The sequence below is a fragment of the Acidobacteriota bacterium genome, from assembly GCA_009861545.1.
Lineage (GTDB): Bacteria > Acidobacteriota > Vicinamibacteria > Vicinamibacterales > UBA8438 > WTFV01.
The window spans coordinates 36,039-51,891 of record VXME01000083.1 but is presented as its reverse complement, the minus strand read 5'-3'; the positions used below and the strand labels follow the sequence as shown (position 1 = coordinate 51,891).

Annotated in this window: 17 protein-coding genes; 10 read left to right on the top strand and 7 right to left on the bottom strand. The window is 71.3% G+C overall.

Annotated features, from left to right (window positions below; all coding sequences use genetic code 11):
• The first annotated feature begins 403 nt into the window (after positions 1-403).
• On the top strand, positions 404-883 hold the full coding sequence (locus F4X11_13790) for a type II toxin-antitoxin system PemK/MazF family toxin (GenBank protein MYN66085.1): 480 nt from the start codon (positions 404-406) through the stop codon (positions 881-883).
• Here the strand turns inward: F4X11_13790 and F4X11_13785 are convergent, their stop codons facing one another.
• From F4X11_13785 to F4X11_13770, 4 genes are all read right to left on the bottom strand, one after another.
• Positions 884-1,975 (bottom strand): sodium ion-translocating decarboxylase subunit beta, encoded by a 1,092-nt coding sequence (locus F4X11_13785; GenBank protein MYN66084.1) that lies wholly within the window; start codon positions 1,973-1,975, stop codon positions 884-886.
• Between the two features lie 79 nt (positions 1,976-2,054).
• Positions 2,055-2,429 (bottom strand): acetyl-CoA carboxylase biotin carboxyl carrier protein subunit, encoded by a 375-nt coding sequence (locus F4X11_13780; GenBank protein MYN66083.1) that lies wholly within the window; start codon positions 2,427-2,429, stop codon positions 2,055-2,057.
• A gap of 80 nt (positions 2,430-2,509) precedes the next feature.
• Complete coding sequence (locus F4X11_13775; GenBank protein ID MYN66082.1) at positions 2,510-2,866, bottom strand: hypothetical protein; 357 nt, start codon at positions 2,864-2,866, stop codon at positions 2,510-2,512.
• Positions 2,867-2,899: 33 nt separating this feature from the next.
• Positions 2,900-4,714, bottom strand: a complete 1,815-nt coding sequence (locus F4X11_13770; protein MYN66081.1) for an acyl-CoA carboxylase subunit beta — start codon at positions 4,712-4,714, stop codon at positions 2,900-2,902.
• A gap of 176 nt (positions 4,715-4,890) precedes the next feature.
• Between F4X11_13770 and F4X11_13765 the strand changes: the two genes are divergently transcribed.
• The 4 genes from F4X11_13765 to F4X11_13750 all read left to right on the top strand — a co-directional run bounded on the left by F4X11_13765 (position 4,891) and on the right by F4X11_13750 (position 9,416).
• Positions 4,891-6,279: a DEAD/DEAH box helicase gene (locus F4X11_13765; GenBank protein ID MYN66080.1), complete on the top strand. Its 1,389-nt coding sequence runs from the start codon at positions 4,891-4,893 to the stop codon at positions 6,277-6,279.
• Positions 6,266-7,492: a DUF790 family protein gene (locus F4X11_13760; GenBank protein ID MYN66079.1), complete on the top strand. Its 1,227-nt coding sequence runs from the start codon at positions 6,266-6,268 to the stop codon at positions 7,490-7,492. The genes F4X11_13765 and F4X11_13760 overlap by 14 nt, the downstream gene beginning before the upstream one ends.
• 356 nt (positions 7,493-7,848) lie before the next feature.
• Positions 7,849-8,634, top strand: a complete 786-nt coding sequence (locus tag F4X11_13755) for an intradiol ring-cleavage dioxygenase (protein MYN66078.1) — start codon at positions 7,849-7,851, stop codon at positions 8,632-8,634.
• Positions 8,635-8,669: 35 nt separating this feature from the next.
• Positions 8,670-9,416 carry a hypothetical protein gene (locus F4X11_13750; protein MYN66077.1) on the top strand — a complete coding sequence of 249 codons (747 nt, stop codon included), beginning with the start codon at positions 8,670-8,672 and terminating at the stop codon, positions 9,414-9,416.
• A gap of 38 nt (positions 9,417-9,454) precedes the next feature.
• On the opposite strand, the gene F4X11_13745 is transcribed toward F4X11_13750, so the two are convergent.
• Positions 9,455-9,835 (bottom strand): hypothetical protein, encoded by a 381-nt coding sequence (locus F4X11_13745; protein ID MYN66076.1) that lies wholly within the window; start codon positions 9,833-9,835, stop codon positions 9,455-9,457.
• An 8-nt stretch (positions 9,836-9,843) separates the two neighbouring features.
• Positions 9,844-10,617 carry a CDP-alcohol phosphatidyltransferase family protein gene (locus tag F4X11_13740; protein ID MYN66075.1) on the bottom strand — a complete coding sequence of 258 codons (774 nt, stop codon included), beginning with the start codon at positions 10,615-10,617 and terminating at the stop codon, positions 9,844-9,846.
• A gap of 54 nt (positions 10,618-10,671) precedes the next feature.
• On the opposite strand from F4X11_13740, the gene F4X11_13735 reads away from it, so the two are divergent.
• From F4X11_13735 to F4X11_13715, 5 genes are all read left to right on the top strand, one after another.
• Complete coding sequence (locus tag F4X11_13735; GenBank protein ID MYN66074.1) at positions 10,672-11,673, top strand: zinc-binding alcohol dehydrogenase; 1,002 nt, start codon at positions 10,672-10,674, stop codon at positions 11,671-11,673.
• Between the two features lie 34 nt (positions 11,674-11,707).
• Entirely contained in the window at positions 11,708-12,106 is a 399-nt protein-coding gene (locus F4X11_13730) for a 6-carboxytetrahydropterin synthase (GenBank protein ID MYN66073.1), read from the top strand.
• 74 nt (positions 12,107-12,180) lie between these two features.
• Positions 12,181-13,275: a glycosyltransferase gene (locus F4X11_13725; GenBank protein MYN66072.1), complete on the top strand. Its 1,095-nt coding sequence runs from the start codon at positions 12,181-12,183 to the stop codon at positions 13,273-13,275.
• 7 nt (positions 13,276-13,282) lie between these two features.
• Positions 13,283-14,062, top strand: a complete 780-nt coding sequence (locus F4X11_13720) for a fumarylacetoacetate hydrolase family protein (protein ID MYN66071.1) — start codon at positions 13,283-13,285, stop codon at positions 14,060-14,062.
• Entirely contained in the window at positions 14,059-14,904 is an 846-nt protein-coding gene (locus tag F4X11_13715; protein MYN66070.1) for a class I SAM-dependent methyltransferase, read from the top strand. The genes F4X11_13720 and F4X11_13715 overlap by 4 nt, the downstream gene beginning before the upstream one ends.
• On the opposite strand, the gene F4X11_13710 is transcribed toward F4X11_13715, so the two are convergent.
• Positions 14,864-15,805: a RibD family protein gene (locus F4X11_13710; GenBank protein MYN66069.1), complete on the bottom strand. Its 942-nt coding sequence runs from the start codon at positions 15,803-15,805 to the stop codon at positions 14,864-14,866. The genes F4X11_13715 and F4X11_13710 overlap by 41 nt on opposite strands.
• Positions 15,806-15,853 lie beyond the last annotated feature (48 nt).

Below are 15,853 nucleotides of genomic sequence, written 5' to 3'. Positions count from 1 at the left end.
ATCGTCTGCCGTGTCCCGACACGCCATGGCCGAGACCATATCGAATATCGAAACGCGTTACCAGCACAAAATCCCGGGACCACCGAACGGTTACCCCCGCGGCGACAACGGCCCCCGGCCGTGGGCTGCGGTCCCGCGTGGGTGGAATCGTGGGTGTACCCGACGCGTCCTGACAGAAACCCCAATGAATCCGGGGGTTTTTCGCTGTATTCGCGCTATCGCTGCCTTGACCAGGGATCCGAGGCCGCAATCTCTCCAGGCGCTCTCAGCCGAGGGTTGATCGGATCATGCTGCGAGGGTAGATTGCACGCATGAGAGCGACTACTATCAAGCTGGAGGGCGAGCTTCTCGAGCGCATCGAAGCTGCCAAGCCGGCGGACCGAAGCCTCTCGGCGCATGTCCGATGGGTGCTGCGAAAGGACCTGGAACGGGGGCAGGCGCGCGCCGCCGCTACAAGGTTCAAAGCCTTCATCGACGCGCATCCGGAAGAGCAGGCGTGGCTGTCCGAGTGGGATGGCGCGGATCTGGCCGCGCCGCCGAAGCGAGGGCCCGAGTCGTGACGACCCGAGGCTCGCTGTTCTGGATCGACCTGGGCGTCGCCTCGCCGCCGGAGTTCGGGAAGACCCGACCCGGTCTGGTGGTCTCGAGCACTCCACACAACGAAGTGCTCGACAGCGTCGTCGTGGTCCCTCTCTCCACGATTGGAGATGAAGTCTGGCCGCTGCGCATCAGGACCGACGACGTGCGCGGGAAGGCCTCTTTCGCCGTACTGCCCGGAATCCGTCAAGTGTCGAAGGCCCGGCTCGCCGGGTTCATCGGGGTTGCGTCGAGTTCCTTCCTGAAGCGCCTGGACACGGCGATGGAGCTCTACCTCGGCGATTGACTACCCCAGGACGTTCGTCACCAGCGTCAGCAGCACGCCGCCGGCGATGACCGATCCGAGCTGACCGGCCGTGTTCGCGCCCATCGCGTGCATCAGCACGTGGTTGGTGAAGTCCTCTTCCTGCGCCACCTTCTGCACCAGCCGGCCGCTCATCGGGAAGGCGCTGATGCCGGCGGCGCCGACCAGCGGATTGATGCGGCCCCCGGTGACCAGGGCGAGTATCTTGCCGAAGCAGAGGCCGGCCACCGTGTCGAGCACGAACGCGCCCAGTCCGAGGAGCAGGATGAGGAGCGTGTCGACCTGCAGGAAGGTCTCGGCCTGCATGAGGCTGCCGATGGTCAGTCCCAGGAACAGGGTCGAGATGTTGGTCAGGGTCTCCGAGGCCGAGCCGGCGAGCTGCGGGACGACGCCCGATTCCTTCATGAGGCTGCCGATCATGAGGGTCGCGACGAGCGGGGCCGACTGCGGCACGAGCAGGCCGATGACGACGGTGACGACGATCGGAAAGAGGATTACGGCGGCTCGCGGCACCGGCCGCGGCGCGTACTCCATCCGGATGCGGCGTTCCTTGCGGGTCGTGAGCAGCCGCATGATGGGCGGCTGGATGATCGGCACGAGGCTCATGTAGGAGTACGCCGTGACCGCGATCGGCGCGAGCAGCTCGGGAGCGAGCAGCGACGAGACATAGATGCTGGTCGGACCGTCGATGGCGCCGATGACCGCGATGGACGCCGCCTGGTTCAGCGGAAAGCCGATGAGCGTGGCGAGCAGGAGCGTCGCGAAGATCCCCAACTGGCCGGCAGCGCCGAGCAGGGCGAAGATCGGCTGCGACAGCAGAGGCCGGAAGTCCATCATCGCGCCGATGCCGATGAAGATGAACAGCGGGAACAGCTCGGTCTGGATGCCGAACTCGTTCAGAAGGTAGAGCATCCCCCCCGGCTCGTTCATCGGCGAGTTGGGCAGGTTGCCCAGCAGCACGCCGAACCCGATCGGCAGCAGCAGCGTCGGCTCGTACTCCCTGGCGATCGCCAGGTAGATCAGAATGCCGCCGATGGCGAACATCAAGAGAATCCCGAAATCGAGCGACATCATGGGAGTATCGGTAATCCGGCTGGCCGGGTTGCTCCGGGTTCGTCGCCGCCAGCACCCTTCCGCGACACAGACCGCCTGGCTAGCTGGGCGTCAGGGTGACGAGCGGCTGGCCCTGGACGACGCGGTCGCCGTCCTTGACGTGCACCGTGGTGACGGTGCCCCGCCACGGCGAGCGAATCACGTTGAACATCTTCATCGCTTCGATGGTGAGCAACTCGCCGCCGCGCTCGACGGACAGGCCGACGGCCGCGGCCACCTTGGTGACGGCGCCCGGAATCGGCGCGGTCATCGTGCGCGGCGCGCCGCCTCCCTCCGGCGAGGACTCGGACGGAAAGAGCGGCGCGGTGGACGGTTCCTCGGACGGCCCGGGCTCGGGCTCGGCCGCCGGCGCCGCTTCCGGGGCGGCGGCGCTGCGCGTGGGCTCGACATCCACCGAGTACGCCGTTCCCGACAAGCGGGCGGTGACCGGTCTGGCGCGCGGGTCGTCGATGTCGACGTCGTACACGCGGCCGTCGATGGTGACGCGGTAGCGGGTCACAGGCGGACCCTCGCCCGTTCGGTCGACTGGGCGAACCGGCTGGCCCGGTGCAGCCGCCGCCAGGCGGCCACGTCCGATTCCAGCGGCGCGGGTCGCGCCGCTCGCGCCCGCGCGATCGCCACCGCGATGGCGACGGCCTGCCGCTGCCGCTCCTGCTCGGCCGCGGCTTCCAGCCGGGCCTGCTCCGCCGCCTTCGTCCTGCCCGTGCCGCTGCCGCGGGACAGCCGCAGCCCGCCGTAGAGCAGCGGCGACGTCAGCGCGTACATCAGGGTGACGAGTCCGCCGAGCGAGAGAAACAGCAACGTCGAGCCGACGCCGGCGATCTCCAGGACCGTCTGCAGCTCGGGCGTCATCGCGCGGCCTCGGCAGCCCGCCGCGACGGGCGGCTACAACGGGATGTTGCCATGCTTCTTGGGCATCGCCGCGGTCTGCTTGTCCTTCAGGAAGTCGAGCGCGGCGACGACGCGCGCGCGGGTTTCGCGCGGGTAGATCACGTCGTCGATGTGCCCCGTGGCGGCCGCCGCGTAAGGGGAGTTGAACTGCTTCTCGAACTCGTCCTCGAGCCGCGCGCGCTCCGCTTCGCGCTTCGAGGGCAGCTCCTGCTTCAGTTGGCGCGCGTAGAGGATGCTGACGGCTCCCTTGGCCCCCATTACCGCCACCTCGGCGGTCGGCCACGCGAGGCAGACGTCGGTGCGGATCATCTTGCTGCTCATGACGATGTAGGCGCCGCCGTACGCCTTCCGCAGCACGACCGAGACCTTCGGCACGGTCGCTTCGGCGTAGGCGTACACGATCTTGGCGCCGTGCCGGATGATGCCGTTGCGCTCCTGGTCGGCGCCGGGCAGGAACCCGGGGCAATCGACCAGGGTCACGAGCGGGATGTTGAACGAGTCCGCGAAGCGGATGAAGCGCGCGATCTTGTCCGACGCGTCGATGTCGAGCACCCCCGCCAGATGTTCGGGCTGGTTGGCGACGACCGCGGCGACGCGCCCCTTGAGGCGGATGAACCCGACGACGGCATTCGGGGCGAAGTCGGCGTGCACTTCCAGGAAGGAGTGTCGGTCGGCGATGCGCGTTATCGCCTCGCGAACGTCGTACGCCTCTTCGGCCGCCTCCGGAACGAGGTTGTCCAACTCCGCCGTGTCCGGCTCGATGCTCTGCTCGGCCTCGACGATCGGCGGATCCTCGGCATTGTTCGACGGCAGGTAGCCGAGCAACTGCCGCGTCACGTCGAAAGCCGCGTTCTCGTCGTCGGCCACGAAGTGCGCCACGCCGGAGCCGCCGGCGTGCGTGTCGGCTCCGCCGAGCGTTTCGGCGTCGACCTCCTCGCCGGTGACCGTGCGGATCACGTCGGGCCCCGTGATGAACATGTAGCTGCTGCCGCGCGCCATGATCACGAAGTCCGTCAGGCCCGGCGAGTAGACCGCGCCCCCGGCGCACGGCCCGAGCATCAGGCTGATCTGCGGCACCACGCCGCTGGCCTGCGTGTTGCGCCAGAACAGATCCCCGAAGCCGGCCAAGCTCCAGATCCCCTCCTGGATGCGGGCGCCGACCGAGTCGAGCAGCGCGATGACCGGCAGGCCGCTGGACGTGGCCGTTTCCAGCAGGCGGCCGACCTTGAGCGCCTGGGTCTCGGAGAACGAGCCGCCCAGCACCGTGAAATCCTGCGCGAAGACCGCGACGCGCCGGCCGTCGATATAGCCGAAGCCGGTGACGACACCGTCCCCCGCGTGCCGCTGGCGGTCGAGGCCGAACGCGGTGTGACGGTGCTCGAGGAACGGGCCCAACTCCTCGAACGAGTTGGGATCGAGCAGGCGGTTGATCCGTTCCCTCACGGTCAGCTTGCCGCGCGCGTGTTGCGCGTCGATGCGATCCTGACCGCCGCCCATCCGCGCCTCGGCGCGCCGCTCGGTCAGCGAGTCTCCCTCGTCGGCCTCCGGTGCGACCGCTTCCAGGTTGCTCGTATCCGCCTCGGCCGAGTCCGCGTCCGGGTCGACCCGCTTCTTCTCGCGGCGGCGCGCCAGGGCGCGAACCGCGGCCACGAGGCCCGCCCCGGCAGTAGTGGCGCCGGCGGCCCGCGCTTCGGTCGACTTCCTCTTCTTCTTGCCGCGGGGCTTCGAACGAGAGGCGCCGCCGTCCGGCCGGTCCTCCGCCTCCGGCGGGGATTCGTGCGGTTCCGAAGAGCTACCGTTGTCGGACATGGTCAGCCCTCAATTCTAGACCAAACCGGTTCCGTGCGCCGGGACCGGCCGTGGAGCCGGTGTATCCGGCGGCCCGAAGCGGGTCCCGCGCGTTCGTGGGCGGTCGGCGGTCATGCAGTGTCCGCTGGTTGATTGGGAGTACGCTGTAGCGAGAGCGCGGCCCGGAAGGCGGGCGCCTGCGCCGCGAGGCTTTGACCGTTTCCCTGCGCTTCGTCGCCGGCACGCTGGACATCGGCGGGTTCTCGGAGGAGGAGGGCGGTGCTCCGCTGCCGGACACCTGCCGCTGGGATGCCCGCACCCGGCGGTTCCGGGCGCCGGCCGTCGCCTATGCCCCCGTGGTGCGCGCGCTGGTGCAGGGCCGGATCGCCTACGAGGACGAGGCGCGGCAGTACGGCGTGCTGGACGCCGGCCTGCAGGTGCGTCGGGATCCGCGCCCTTTCCAGACCGAGGCCGTGGACGCCTGGCGGGCCGCGCGGGGACGGGGCGTGGTAGTGCTGCCGACCGGAGCCGGGAAGACCGAGGTGGCGCTGCTGGCGCTGGATGCCATGCGGCGCGACACGCTCGTCGTGGCGCCCACCCTCGACCTCGTCGCGCAGTGGCATCGGCTGCTGGGCGAGCGGTTGCGGCGCGAGATCGGGGTGCTCGGCGGCGGCGAGCATCGCGTGGAGCCCGTCACGGTCTCGACCTACGACTCCGCGTTCATCCACATGGAGCACCTCGGCGCGCGGTTCGGCCTGGTGGTGTTCGACGAGTGCCACCACCTGCCGGGCGCCGCCTACGCGCTCGCCGCCCAGCACTGCCTCGCGCCCTTTCGACTGGGACTGACGGCGACCCCGGAACGCGTCGACGGCCGCCACGCCGAACTGGAGCCGCTGGTCGGCCCGATCGTCTACCGCCGGCAGGTGCGGGACCTCGCGGGCGACTACCTCGCCGACTACACGGTCGAGCGGATCTTCGTGGAGCTGAGCCGCGACGAACGGCGGGCGTACGACGAGGCGCGCGCCGTATACCGCGAGTTCGTGGTCGGCCAGGGCATCCGCATGTCGCAGCCGGACGGCTGGTCGCAGTTCATCATCCGCTCGTCGCAGAGCGCCGCGGGCCGGCGGGCCCTGGCCGCCTACCAGCGGCAGAAGCAGCTCGCGTTCGCGGCGCCCTCCAAGCTGACCTACGTGGAGGCGCTGCTGCACCGGCACCGGCGCGACCGGGCGCTGCTGTTCACCGAGCGCAACGACGATGCCTACGCGCTGTCCCGCCGATTCCTCGCGCCGATCATCACGCACCAGACGAAGGTGTCCGAGCGCACCCGGGTGCTGGAGGATTTCGGCGCCGGCGTCTACAACGCGCTCGTCACCTCGAAGGTCCTGAACGAAGGGGTGGACATGCCCGCCGCCAATGTGGGCATCGTGATTTCCGGCAGCGGCTCGGTGCGCGAGTACGTGCAGCGGCTCGGCCGCATCCTCCGCAAGCAGGGCGACAAGAGGGCGGTCCTCTACGAGCTGGTCGCCAACGAGACGTCCGAGGTCCGGACGAGCGAGCGGCGGCGCGAGCACGATGCTGACGACTGACCTGGTCCGGGTGCGGCGGCGCGGCGGGCGCATCGAGACGCCGCCGTTGCGCGCGGCGGAGAAGCAACGGCTGCTCGGCGTCGCGGAGCGCTACGTCGCCGCCGCGCGAGCGGGGGTCGGCGACACCCGGGCGGCGTTCGAGGCCGCCTGCGACGACGTGCCGCACCACCCGATCGACTACCGCCTCGTGCGGGGGCTGCGGAAGCTCGTGGAGGATCGCTGCAGCTTCGAGGCGCGGGACGACGTCGACCCGATCGCGCTCAGGCGGGGCGTTTTCGGGGAGGCCGCCGCGGCCCGGCGGGCCCTGGGCGACGCCGAGCCCTTCGATGCCGAGTCGGTCATCGCGGCGGCTGCCGCCGAGCTCGACCTGCGGGGGGCCGCGGTTCGGGACGCGCTGTTCGCCGACCTGCGGGAGAACCACGTACTCGCCAGGTTCGACGCCATCGGCGGCCCCGCGCTGGTCGCCGCCTACGAGACCGCCCAGAAGCAGGCGGTGCTGCTCCGGGCCGTGCGCGTCGTCGTCATCTTGCGGCGCCCCGAGCCGCGCGGGCTGCGCCTGTTCTTCCGGCGGCTCAAGTTCCACCGGCTGCTGTATGTCGCGACCCGGCTTCCCGACGGCGCCTGCCGCATCGAGATCGACGGGCCGTTCAGCCTGTTCCGGTCGGTCACGACCTATGGATTGCGGTTGGCGCTCCTGCTGCCGATCCTCGATGTCTGCGGCCCCGGCTGGGAGCTCGATGCCGACGTGCTGTGGGGGCCGCAGCGGCGGCCCGCGACGTACCGCCTCGAAGGAGATCCGGCCGCGAACCCGGCGCACGAGGATGCGGGCCTGCCGGACGAGGTTGCGCGGCTGCGCGACCGGTTCCGGCAGATGGAGACGCCGTGGACGGTGGAGATCGCCCGCACGCTGCTCGATCTGCCGGGAGTGGGCCTGTGCGTGCCGGATCTGGTCTTCACCCATCGCGGGGCCGGGCGCCGCGTCTACTTCGAGGCGCTCGGGTACTGGAGCCGCGAGGCGGTGTGGCGGCGCGTCGACCTGGTGCAGGCCGGGCTTCGGCAGCCTGTCGTCTTCGCGGTCAGCACCCGGCTGCGGGTCAGCGAGGAGGTGCTGGACGAGGAGCTGCCCGGCCGCCTGTACGTCTACAAGGGCGCCATGAGCGCCCGCGCGGTGGAGGAGCGGCTCGACGCGAGCCTCGCGCAGGCGCCCCGGTGACACGCCGATCCGGCGGTGGCGGATGGTGCGTCGCACGGCTATGATGGCGGGACGGACACGCACGTGTCGATGGGGGACGCACCGTGAACGAACGTGACCTGCTCGTATTCTGCTGTTGGCTCGTCGGGCTGACCTTGATGGTTTGGCGTCGGCCTGACGGCGCCGGAATTTCCCGGGCGGCCTGCGTCGCCGGCGCCGCCATCTGGTGCGCGTTGCCGCTCTGGGAACCGTCGATGCGCACCGTCTGGTACTTCGGCCTGACCGCCGCGTTGCTCGTTTCGGGGCTTGCGCGTCCTCCCTTCGGACGCCCGTCGGCGGCTGATCGTTAGATCGCGAATCGCGTGGAGGAGATGACCATGACCCAGCCGTTTCGTCCGCGCCCGCGAGGTGACTCGCGACTCGATGCCCGACTGCCGCGGCGCGTCTTCCTGGAGCGCACGCTGCGGGCCGGGACGCTCGGCGTCGCCGCCCTCTGGACGCCCGGCGTGCTCGCCGAGGAGCTGATCGCGACGCCGAGCAGCCGCTCGCTCGAAGGGCCGTTCTATCCGGACGAGATGCCCCTGGACACCGACAACGATCTGCTGATCGTCAACGACTCGATCACGCCGGCGGTCGGCGAGGTCACTCATCTCCACGGCACGGTCACGACCCGCGCCGGCACGCCCTTGCGCAACGCGTTCGTCGAGATCTGGCAGTGCGACACGAACAAGTCGTACCGGCACCAGGACGGAGTCAACGAGGAGGTGCCGCCCGATTCGAACTTCCAGGGCTACGGCCGCTTTCTCACGAACGTGCAGGGCGAGTACTACTTTCGCACCATCAAGCCGGTCCCGTACATCATCGGCGATATTTTCCGCACCCCGCACATACACTTCGCCGTCAGCCGGCACGGGCAGCGGATCTTCACGTCGCAGATGCTGATCAACGGCCACCCGGACAATGCGAAGGACCGGCTCACCGCGCGGATTCAGGATCCGGTGGCGAAGGAGACGATCCTCGTCGACTTCGAGCCGCTGCCCGGATCGCGGATCGGCGAGCTGACCGCCCACTTCGACATCGTGCTCGGGCAGACGGTGGAGGAGCTGGACGACGGTTCGCTCGGCTGGGGTCTCGGCCGGCCGCAGACGTCGCGCGACGGCTGATCAGGGTGCACGGGAACCGCTGACTGGAGTCGACGATGCAATCAGGTGGGCTGGAGCGCGGCGCGGCCGTCGTGCTGGCGGTGACGATCGCGCTCGCCGCGATGGGTGTCGCCGCGGTTCAGGAACAGGAGTCGGGGGCCGGCCAGGCAGAGGATGACGATCGCGCCCTGCGCAGGCTGCCCGCCTTCGGCGCCCTGGACACGGACGACGACGACGATATCTCGGCCGCCGAGATGGACGCGGCGGCCGAATCGCTGGCCACGCTCGACGAGGATGGCGACGGCAACCTGTCGGCGGACGAGCTGCGTCCGCGGCGCGGCGGTCCGATCGGGGGGCCGGCGCGGACCCCGCCGGAGGCGACGGCTGCGTTCATGACGTTCGATGCGGACGAGGACGGCCTGCTGGAGCGCACGGAGCTGGCATCGCAGTTCCGGAGCCTCCTGACCCGCGCCGACTCGGACGGCGACGGGGCGGCCTCCGAAGCGGAGATCCTGGCGCTGCTGACCGTCGAGGCCGAGCCTCCCCCCGAGCCGGAACCGGCGGAGACCGGAAGTCCCGAGGGGGAGGAGGCGGTGGAAGCGGATGGCGGGCCCGAGCCGCCCCGCATCCCGCTCATGGCGGCGCTCGACGCCGACGGCGACGGTGCGGTTTCCGCGTCGGAGATCGCCTCGGCCGCGCAGTCGCTACGCTCGCTGGACGCCGACGGCGACGGCCGGCTCGCAATGGACGAGTTGCGGCCCGCCGCGGAGGGTGAACCGGACGGCGAAGCCCCGCCCCGGTGACGCGGCGCGCCGATGTCCGGGGTATCGGGGGCCGGGTATCAGCGACGCTCGACATCGCGCTCGCGCGCGGCCTGACGGGCTTTCCAGATGCGGGCCAGCCGTTCGGCTTCCGTGATCTGATGCCGGAACATGTCGGGGTCGAGCCGCAGTTGCATCCGTCTGGCCTCGTATCCCTCCTCGGTGGTCAAGCGCTCGGCCGCGAGGCCGAACCACATGTAGGCGAGCACGTTGTCGCGGGCTACCCCGTCGCCGTCCGCGTGGCGGTTGCCGAGCTCGAAGAGCGCTTGCGCATCGCCTTCTGCGGCTCTCTCGATCAGCTCCTCCACCGACGGGCGCGGGGTGTCCGATCGGGAGTCACCGAGGCAGCCGGCCGCGGACAGGGCGGCCAGGACGATGACGGCGCCGGGCAGTCCTCGCATGGGAGCTCCTACGCGCGCCGGGGCCGGACGCGGCCCGGCGCGTGCACGATCAGCCAGATGATGTCGATGCCGAAGGACCATGCCAGCAGGGCCAGGGCGCCCGCGGCCACGGGGGGCGCGTGCTCGACGGGCATGACGGGCAGGAGGCAGGCGATCAGTGCGACGCCCTGGACGACGCAGACCGTCTTGCGGCGGAAGCTGGGCGGCAGCTCGGCGGTCAGGGCGGACCAGATCCAGCCGGCGGCCACGAACAGGTAGCGGGGCGCGCCGACCAGCAGGACCCAGGCGTCGGCGCGGCCGGTGCGCCAGACGAGCGCGGAGAGCGCGAGCATCAGGAAGGAATCGAGCTCCATGTCGAAGCGCGCCCCGAACCCGGTCTCCTGCCCGCTGCGCCGCGCCACGAGGCCGTCGAGGCCGTCGAGCGCGATCGCGACCGCCGCGACGCCGGCGATCCACCAGAGAGCCATCGTCTCGAACGGGGCAGGCTGCAGGACCAGGGCCGCCGTCGGGATCACCAGCGTGGCCCGGACCAGGGTGATCTGGTTGGCCGCCCCCAGCCCGGGCGGAGGAAGATCCCGGGGCATGAAGCGCACGATGAGAGCCGCCAACAGGGCGTAGATCCCCGCCACGTCGAAGAAGTACTGTGGAGAGAGGCTGAGCAGCCGCGAGGTGGTGAGCGCGCACGCGGCCAGCGGGAGCAGGCCGAGGCCGAGGTCCGTCAGGGCGCGGCGCGGTTGGGTAGAGCGACTCGTCGGGGCCGCCCGCGTACCACTCCGCGGCATGACGCTTGTGCGATAAGGTCTCTGGACGGTACTCGCGACCTGCTCATGCCGGCCATGCCGACCGCTCGCTCGTTCTGGATTCGCACGCCGGGCCACGGAGAGATTGTGTCCGCCGAGCTTCCGCCGAGGCAAGCCGGCGAGGTACTGATCCGCACCCGCTACAGCGGCATCAGCCGCGGTACCGAGGCGCTGGTGTTTCGGGGGGCGGTGCCGCCGTCGCAACATGCCGCGATGCGGGCGCCGTTCCAGGAGGGCGACTTCCCGGCGCCGGTCAAGTACGGCTACGGCAGCGTCGGGATCGTGGAGGAGGGGCCCGATCGCTTGCGGGGCCGAATGGTCTTCTGTCTGTATCCGCACCAGGACCGCTACTGCGTTCCCGCCGCTGCGGTCCACGCGGTGCCGGCGCGCGTGCCGCCGCCCCGCGCCGTGCTGGCCGCCAACATGGAGACCGCGGTGAACGTCGTCTGGGACGCGCGGCCGGGGCCCGGCGACGAGATCGTGGTGATCGGGGGCGGCGTCGTCGGGCTGCTCGCCGCGACCCTGTGCCGGGACCTGCCGGGTGCGCAGGTCACGGTCGTAGATCCCAACCGCTCGCGCGCGGCGGTCGCGGCCGCCCTCGGGTTGACCTACCGCCCGGATCCGCCGCAGGGTGCGACGGCGGATCTGGTCGTCCACGCCAGCGGGCACCCGGACGGGTTGCGGGCGGCGCTGGCCGCGGCCGGGCGCGAGGCGACGATCGTCGAGGCGAGCTGGTACGGTACGTCGCCGGTTCCATTGCCGCTGGGCGAGGCGTTCCATGCCCGCCGCCTCACGATCCGCAGCAGTCAGGTGGGGCACGTGCCGCCGGACCGCGCGCCGCGCTGGTCTCGCGGCCGCCGTCTGAAGCTGGCGCTGGCGCTGCTGGCCGACGCGCGCCTCGATGCACTGGTGAGCGGAGAGAGCGGGTTCGACGAGCTGCCGGCGGTGCTGGCCGCGCTGGCCACGCAGCCGGGCGATGCGCTCTGCCATCGCATCCGCTACGACGACCCCGTCGGAACCGCTGGTTCGGGAACTTGAAGCGCGGGGGACCGCGCAGGGAGACGGTATCGACGTGTACAGCCTCAACGTCCGCGACCATTTCATGATTGCCCACAGCTTCACCGGAGAGGCGTTCGGGCCCGCGCAGAAGCTGCACGGCGCCACCTACGTCGTCGACGCGACGTTCGCGCGGCCGGCGCTCGACGCCGACGGCATGGTGGTCGACATCGGCCGCGCCGGGGTGGTCCTGAAGGAGATCCTGAGCGATCTGAACTACCGCAACCTCGACGACGAGCCGGCCTTCGCCGGCCGCAACACCACGACCGAGTTTCTGGCCCGCGAGATCTTCGAGCGGCTCGCGGCCGCGATGCGGTCGGGAGCGCTCGGCGCGGGCGCCGCCGGCTTGACCTCCATCGCGGTGACGCTGCACGAGTCCCACGTCGCCTGGGGGCGCTACGAGGGGCGCCCGTGAGCGCACGCCGGCTGCATCTGGTCGTCCCCGGGGCGCTCGACCAGCAGACCGGAGGCTACATCTACGACGCCCGGATGGCGGAAGGGCTGCGCCGCCGCGGCTGGCGCGTGGACGTGCACGGCCTGCAGGGGGCGTTCCCGGACGCCGACGCCGCGGCGGGCGCGAGCCTCTCTCGCGTGCTGGCGGGGCTCGACGACGGCTCGCGGGTGCTGATTGACGGACTGGCTCTCGGCGGTCTGCCCGAGCCGGTCGTCGCGCACCGGGAGCGGCTGCGGATCCTGGCCCTGGTGCACCATCCGCTCTCCGACGAGACGGGCCTTCCGGCGGCGGTGTGCAGGCGTCTGCGGGACCGGGAACGGCGCAGTCTGGCCGCGGTGGCCGGCGTGATCGTGACCAGCAGCTTCACGGCGCGCGGTCTCGGGCGCTTCGAGGTGGACGCGGCCCGGGTGCGTGTCGCGCCGCCGGGGACGGATCCGGCGCCGCCCGCGGCCGGACCGGCGCCGGGCGAGCCGCCGCAGTTGCTCTCGGTGGCGTCGGTGGTTCCGCGCAAGGGGCACGACGTGCTGGTGCGGGCTCTCGCGCGGCTCCGCGATCTGTCGTGGCGATGCGTCTGTGCCGGGAGTCTGGAACGGGCGCCCGACCATGCGCGGCGGGTGCGGGCGCTGGCGGAGGAGCGCGGGCTTGCCGGGCGCGTCCGCTTCGCCGGAGAATGCGAGCGTGCGGCCCTGGACCGCATCTACGCCGCCAGCTCGCTCTTCGTTCTCGCGTCGCACTACGAGGGGTACGGCATGGTGCTGACCGAAGCGCTGGTCCGCGGGCTGCCGGTGGTGAGCACGACCGGCGGCGCGATCCCCCATACGCTGCCGGGGGACGCCGCGTTGCTGGTGCCGCCGGGCGACGACGCGGCGCTGGCGTCGGCGCTCGGATCGCTGCTGGACTCGGAAGAGACGCAGACGGCAACGGCAGCCGGGAAGGCGCCGGGCCCCGGTGCGGCCCGCCGGGCCGGGCTTGCGGCGGGGGCCCGCCGCCACGCGTCGGCGCTGCCCGATTGGACGGCGGCGGCACGGACGTTCGAGACGCAGCTTCTGGCCCTGGCGCCCGACGCGACCGGTTCGCGAAGCAGGGCGGCGGCGCCGGCGCACGACGACGGGGACGCGATGAGGACATGAGGTGACGATGCACTGGGTACGGTTTCTGCACGACGGCGGCACCGGATTCGGGACGCTCGAGGACGGCGTCGTCACGCCGCACGAGGGCGACCCGTTCGGCCGCCACGCACCGGCCGGCGCCGGTATTCCCCGCGCCGAGGTCGAGCTGCTGGCCCCGGTCGCGCCGGGCAAGATCGTCGGCCTCGCCAACAACTTCCACGCCCTGATCGAGAAGATGGGCGGCAGCGTGCCGGCCGAGCCGCTCTACTTCATCAAGGCCAACACGTCGCTGAACGGGCCCGGGCGGCCAATCCGGCGCCCGCGGGGCTACGACGGCAAGATCATCTTCGAAGGCGAGCTCGGCCTGGTGATCGGCCGGACCTGCCGCAACGCGGCGCCGGCCGAGGCGCTGGAGGCGCTGTTCGGCTGCACGTGCGTCAACGACGTGACGGCGATCGGGCTGCTGAAGAAGGATCCGAGCTTTCCGCAGTGGACGCGGTCGAAGGCGGCCGACACGTTCGGGGTCCTCGGCCCCGCGGTGGCGACGGGCCTCGATCCGTCGGCGCTGCGCGTGCGAACCGAGGTCAACGGTCAGGAGCGCCAGAACTATCCGGTTACGGACATGGTTTTCAGTCCGGCGGATCTGATCAGCCGGCTGTCGTTCGACCTGACCCTGGAGCCGGGCGACGTCATCGCGTGCGGTACGTCCGTGGGTGTCGGCTCGCTGCGGGACGGCGACGTCGTGACGGTGCGCATCGACGGCGTCGGCGAGCTGACGAACGCCTACGAGGACTCGCCGGCGATATGAGCGAGACGTTCGATCCGGCGTGGCTCGCGCTGCGCGAGCCGGTCGACCACCGGTCGCGGTCGGCCGCCGCGATGTCCCTCCTGGCGCCGGCCTGGCGCGCGGGGGGCTGGACGCGCGTCGTCGACCTGGGCAGCGGAACGGGCTCGAATCTGCGGTACCTGGCCCCGCGGCTGCCGGGGGTGGGGCGCTGGACGCTGGTCGACCGCGATGGGGACCTGCTCAAGCGCGCGACGGCGCCGGACGGGGTGGAGGTGAAGCGCTTCGTGGGCGATCTGGCCGACGCCGGACTCGAGGCGATCCGCGACTCGGACGTCGACCTAGCGACCGGCTCGGCGCTCCTCGATCTGGTGTCCAGAGACTGGCTGCGCGGGCTGGCCGAAGCCTGCCGCGACGCCCGTTGCGCGGCGCTGTTCGCCCTGACCTACGACGGGACGATTCAGTGGACGGCGGCGGACGGCCGCCGGCCGGCGGACGATCCGGACGACGCACTCGTCCGGCGGGCGGTGAACTCCCATCAGCGGCGGGACAAGGGGCTCGGCCCGGCGCTCGGTCCGATGGCCGGTCTGATGGCGGAAACCCTGTTCCGCGAAGCGGGCTACCGCGCCTGGTCGTTGCAGAGCCCGTGGCGGCTCGGACCGGACGACGCGGCGCTGGCGGAGGCGCTCGTGGACGGCTGGGAATCCGCGGCGGCGGACGAGCTCGGGGACGTGCCCGGCGACGGTGCGGATTGTGGCGGCGCCGCGCGCGTACGGGCCTGGGCGGAACGCCGGCGAGCGACGATCGAGAGCGGCCGTTTCGGGCTCACGGTCGGCCACCTGGATCTGCTGGCGTTGCCGGCCTGATCGGCGCGCGCAGATCGAGGTCGAAGAGGACGTCTTCGCCCAGACGGAACACCCTGCACGCGGGGCGGATCGCCTGCTCCAGGGTCGCGATCGGCGCCAGGGTGAAGGCCGGCCGGCCCGATCCGATGAGCAGGGGCGCGACCGCGACGTGCAGCCGGTCCACCGCGCCGGCATCCAGGAATCTCGACACGGTAACCCCGCCGCCCTCGATCAGGAAGCGGCGGCAGCCGCGGTCCCGAAGCGCCGCCAGCACGTCGTGCGGGTCGATGGTTCCGGACGGGCCGGCGGGCAGGTCGATGGCCGTGTCGCCGCCCGGCGCGAGGCACGGGCGCGCGGAGGCCTCACGCTCGGCGCGGCGTCGCTCCGGATCCTCCTGCCGGCTCCGCCGGATCACCACGGTCGGTGCCGCTCCGTCTCGGAAGACCTGTCGCGACCGGTCGAGGCGGCCGTTCGGGTCGATGACGACTCGTACCGGGTTGTCACCCTCGGCTTCTCGCACGGTCAGCCTCGAATCGTCGGCCGCGATGGTTCCGGCCCCCACGATCACGGCATCGACGAGGGCGCGCAATCGATGGAGGCGTAGTATGTCCCGCGGACCGGTCACGTAGTGCGAATGTCCGCTGTCGGTGGCGATGCGGCCGTCGAGACTCTGCCCGGCCTGGGCGATGACGAGGTCGGACTGCAGTTGGAGCGGGAGGAACAGATCCAGGACCTGGCGCGCCTCCTCGGTCAACCGCGCTGGTGTGTCCCATGCGCCGGAGGGATACACTTGCAGCGACACATCCGTTCTGGAATCATGCACTTGCGCGAGGGTGCGGGCACCTGGACGGACTGTGCGCACCAGGCTCCAGGCAGCTTGCTCGTCGAGCCGCGTACCCTCGTTGGCGGCGGCGGCGCGCATCGGTTCGGGCGGACGGCTTGCCAAGGGCTGTTAGAGTAGCAGCAGAGT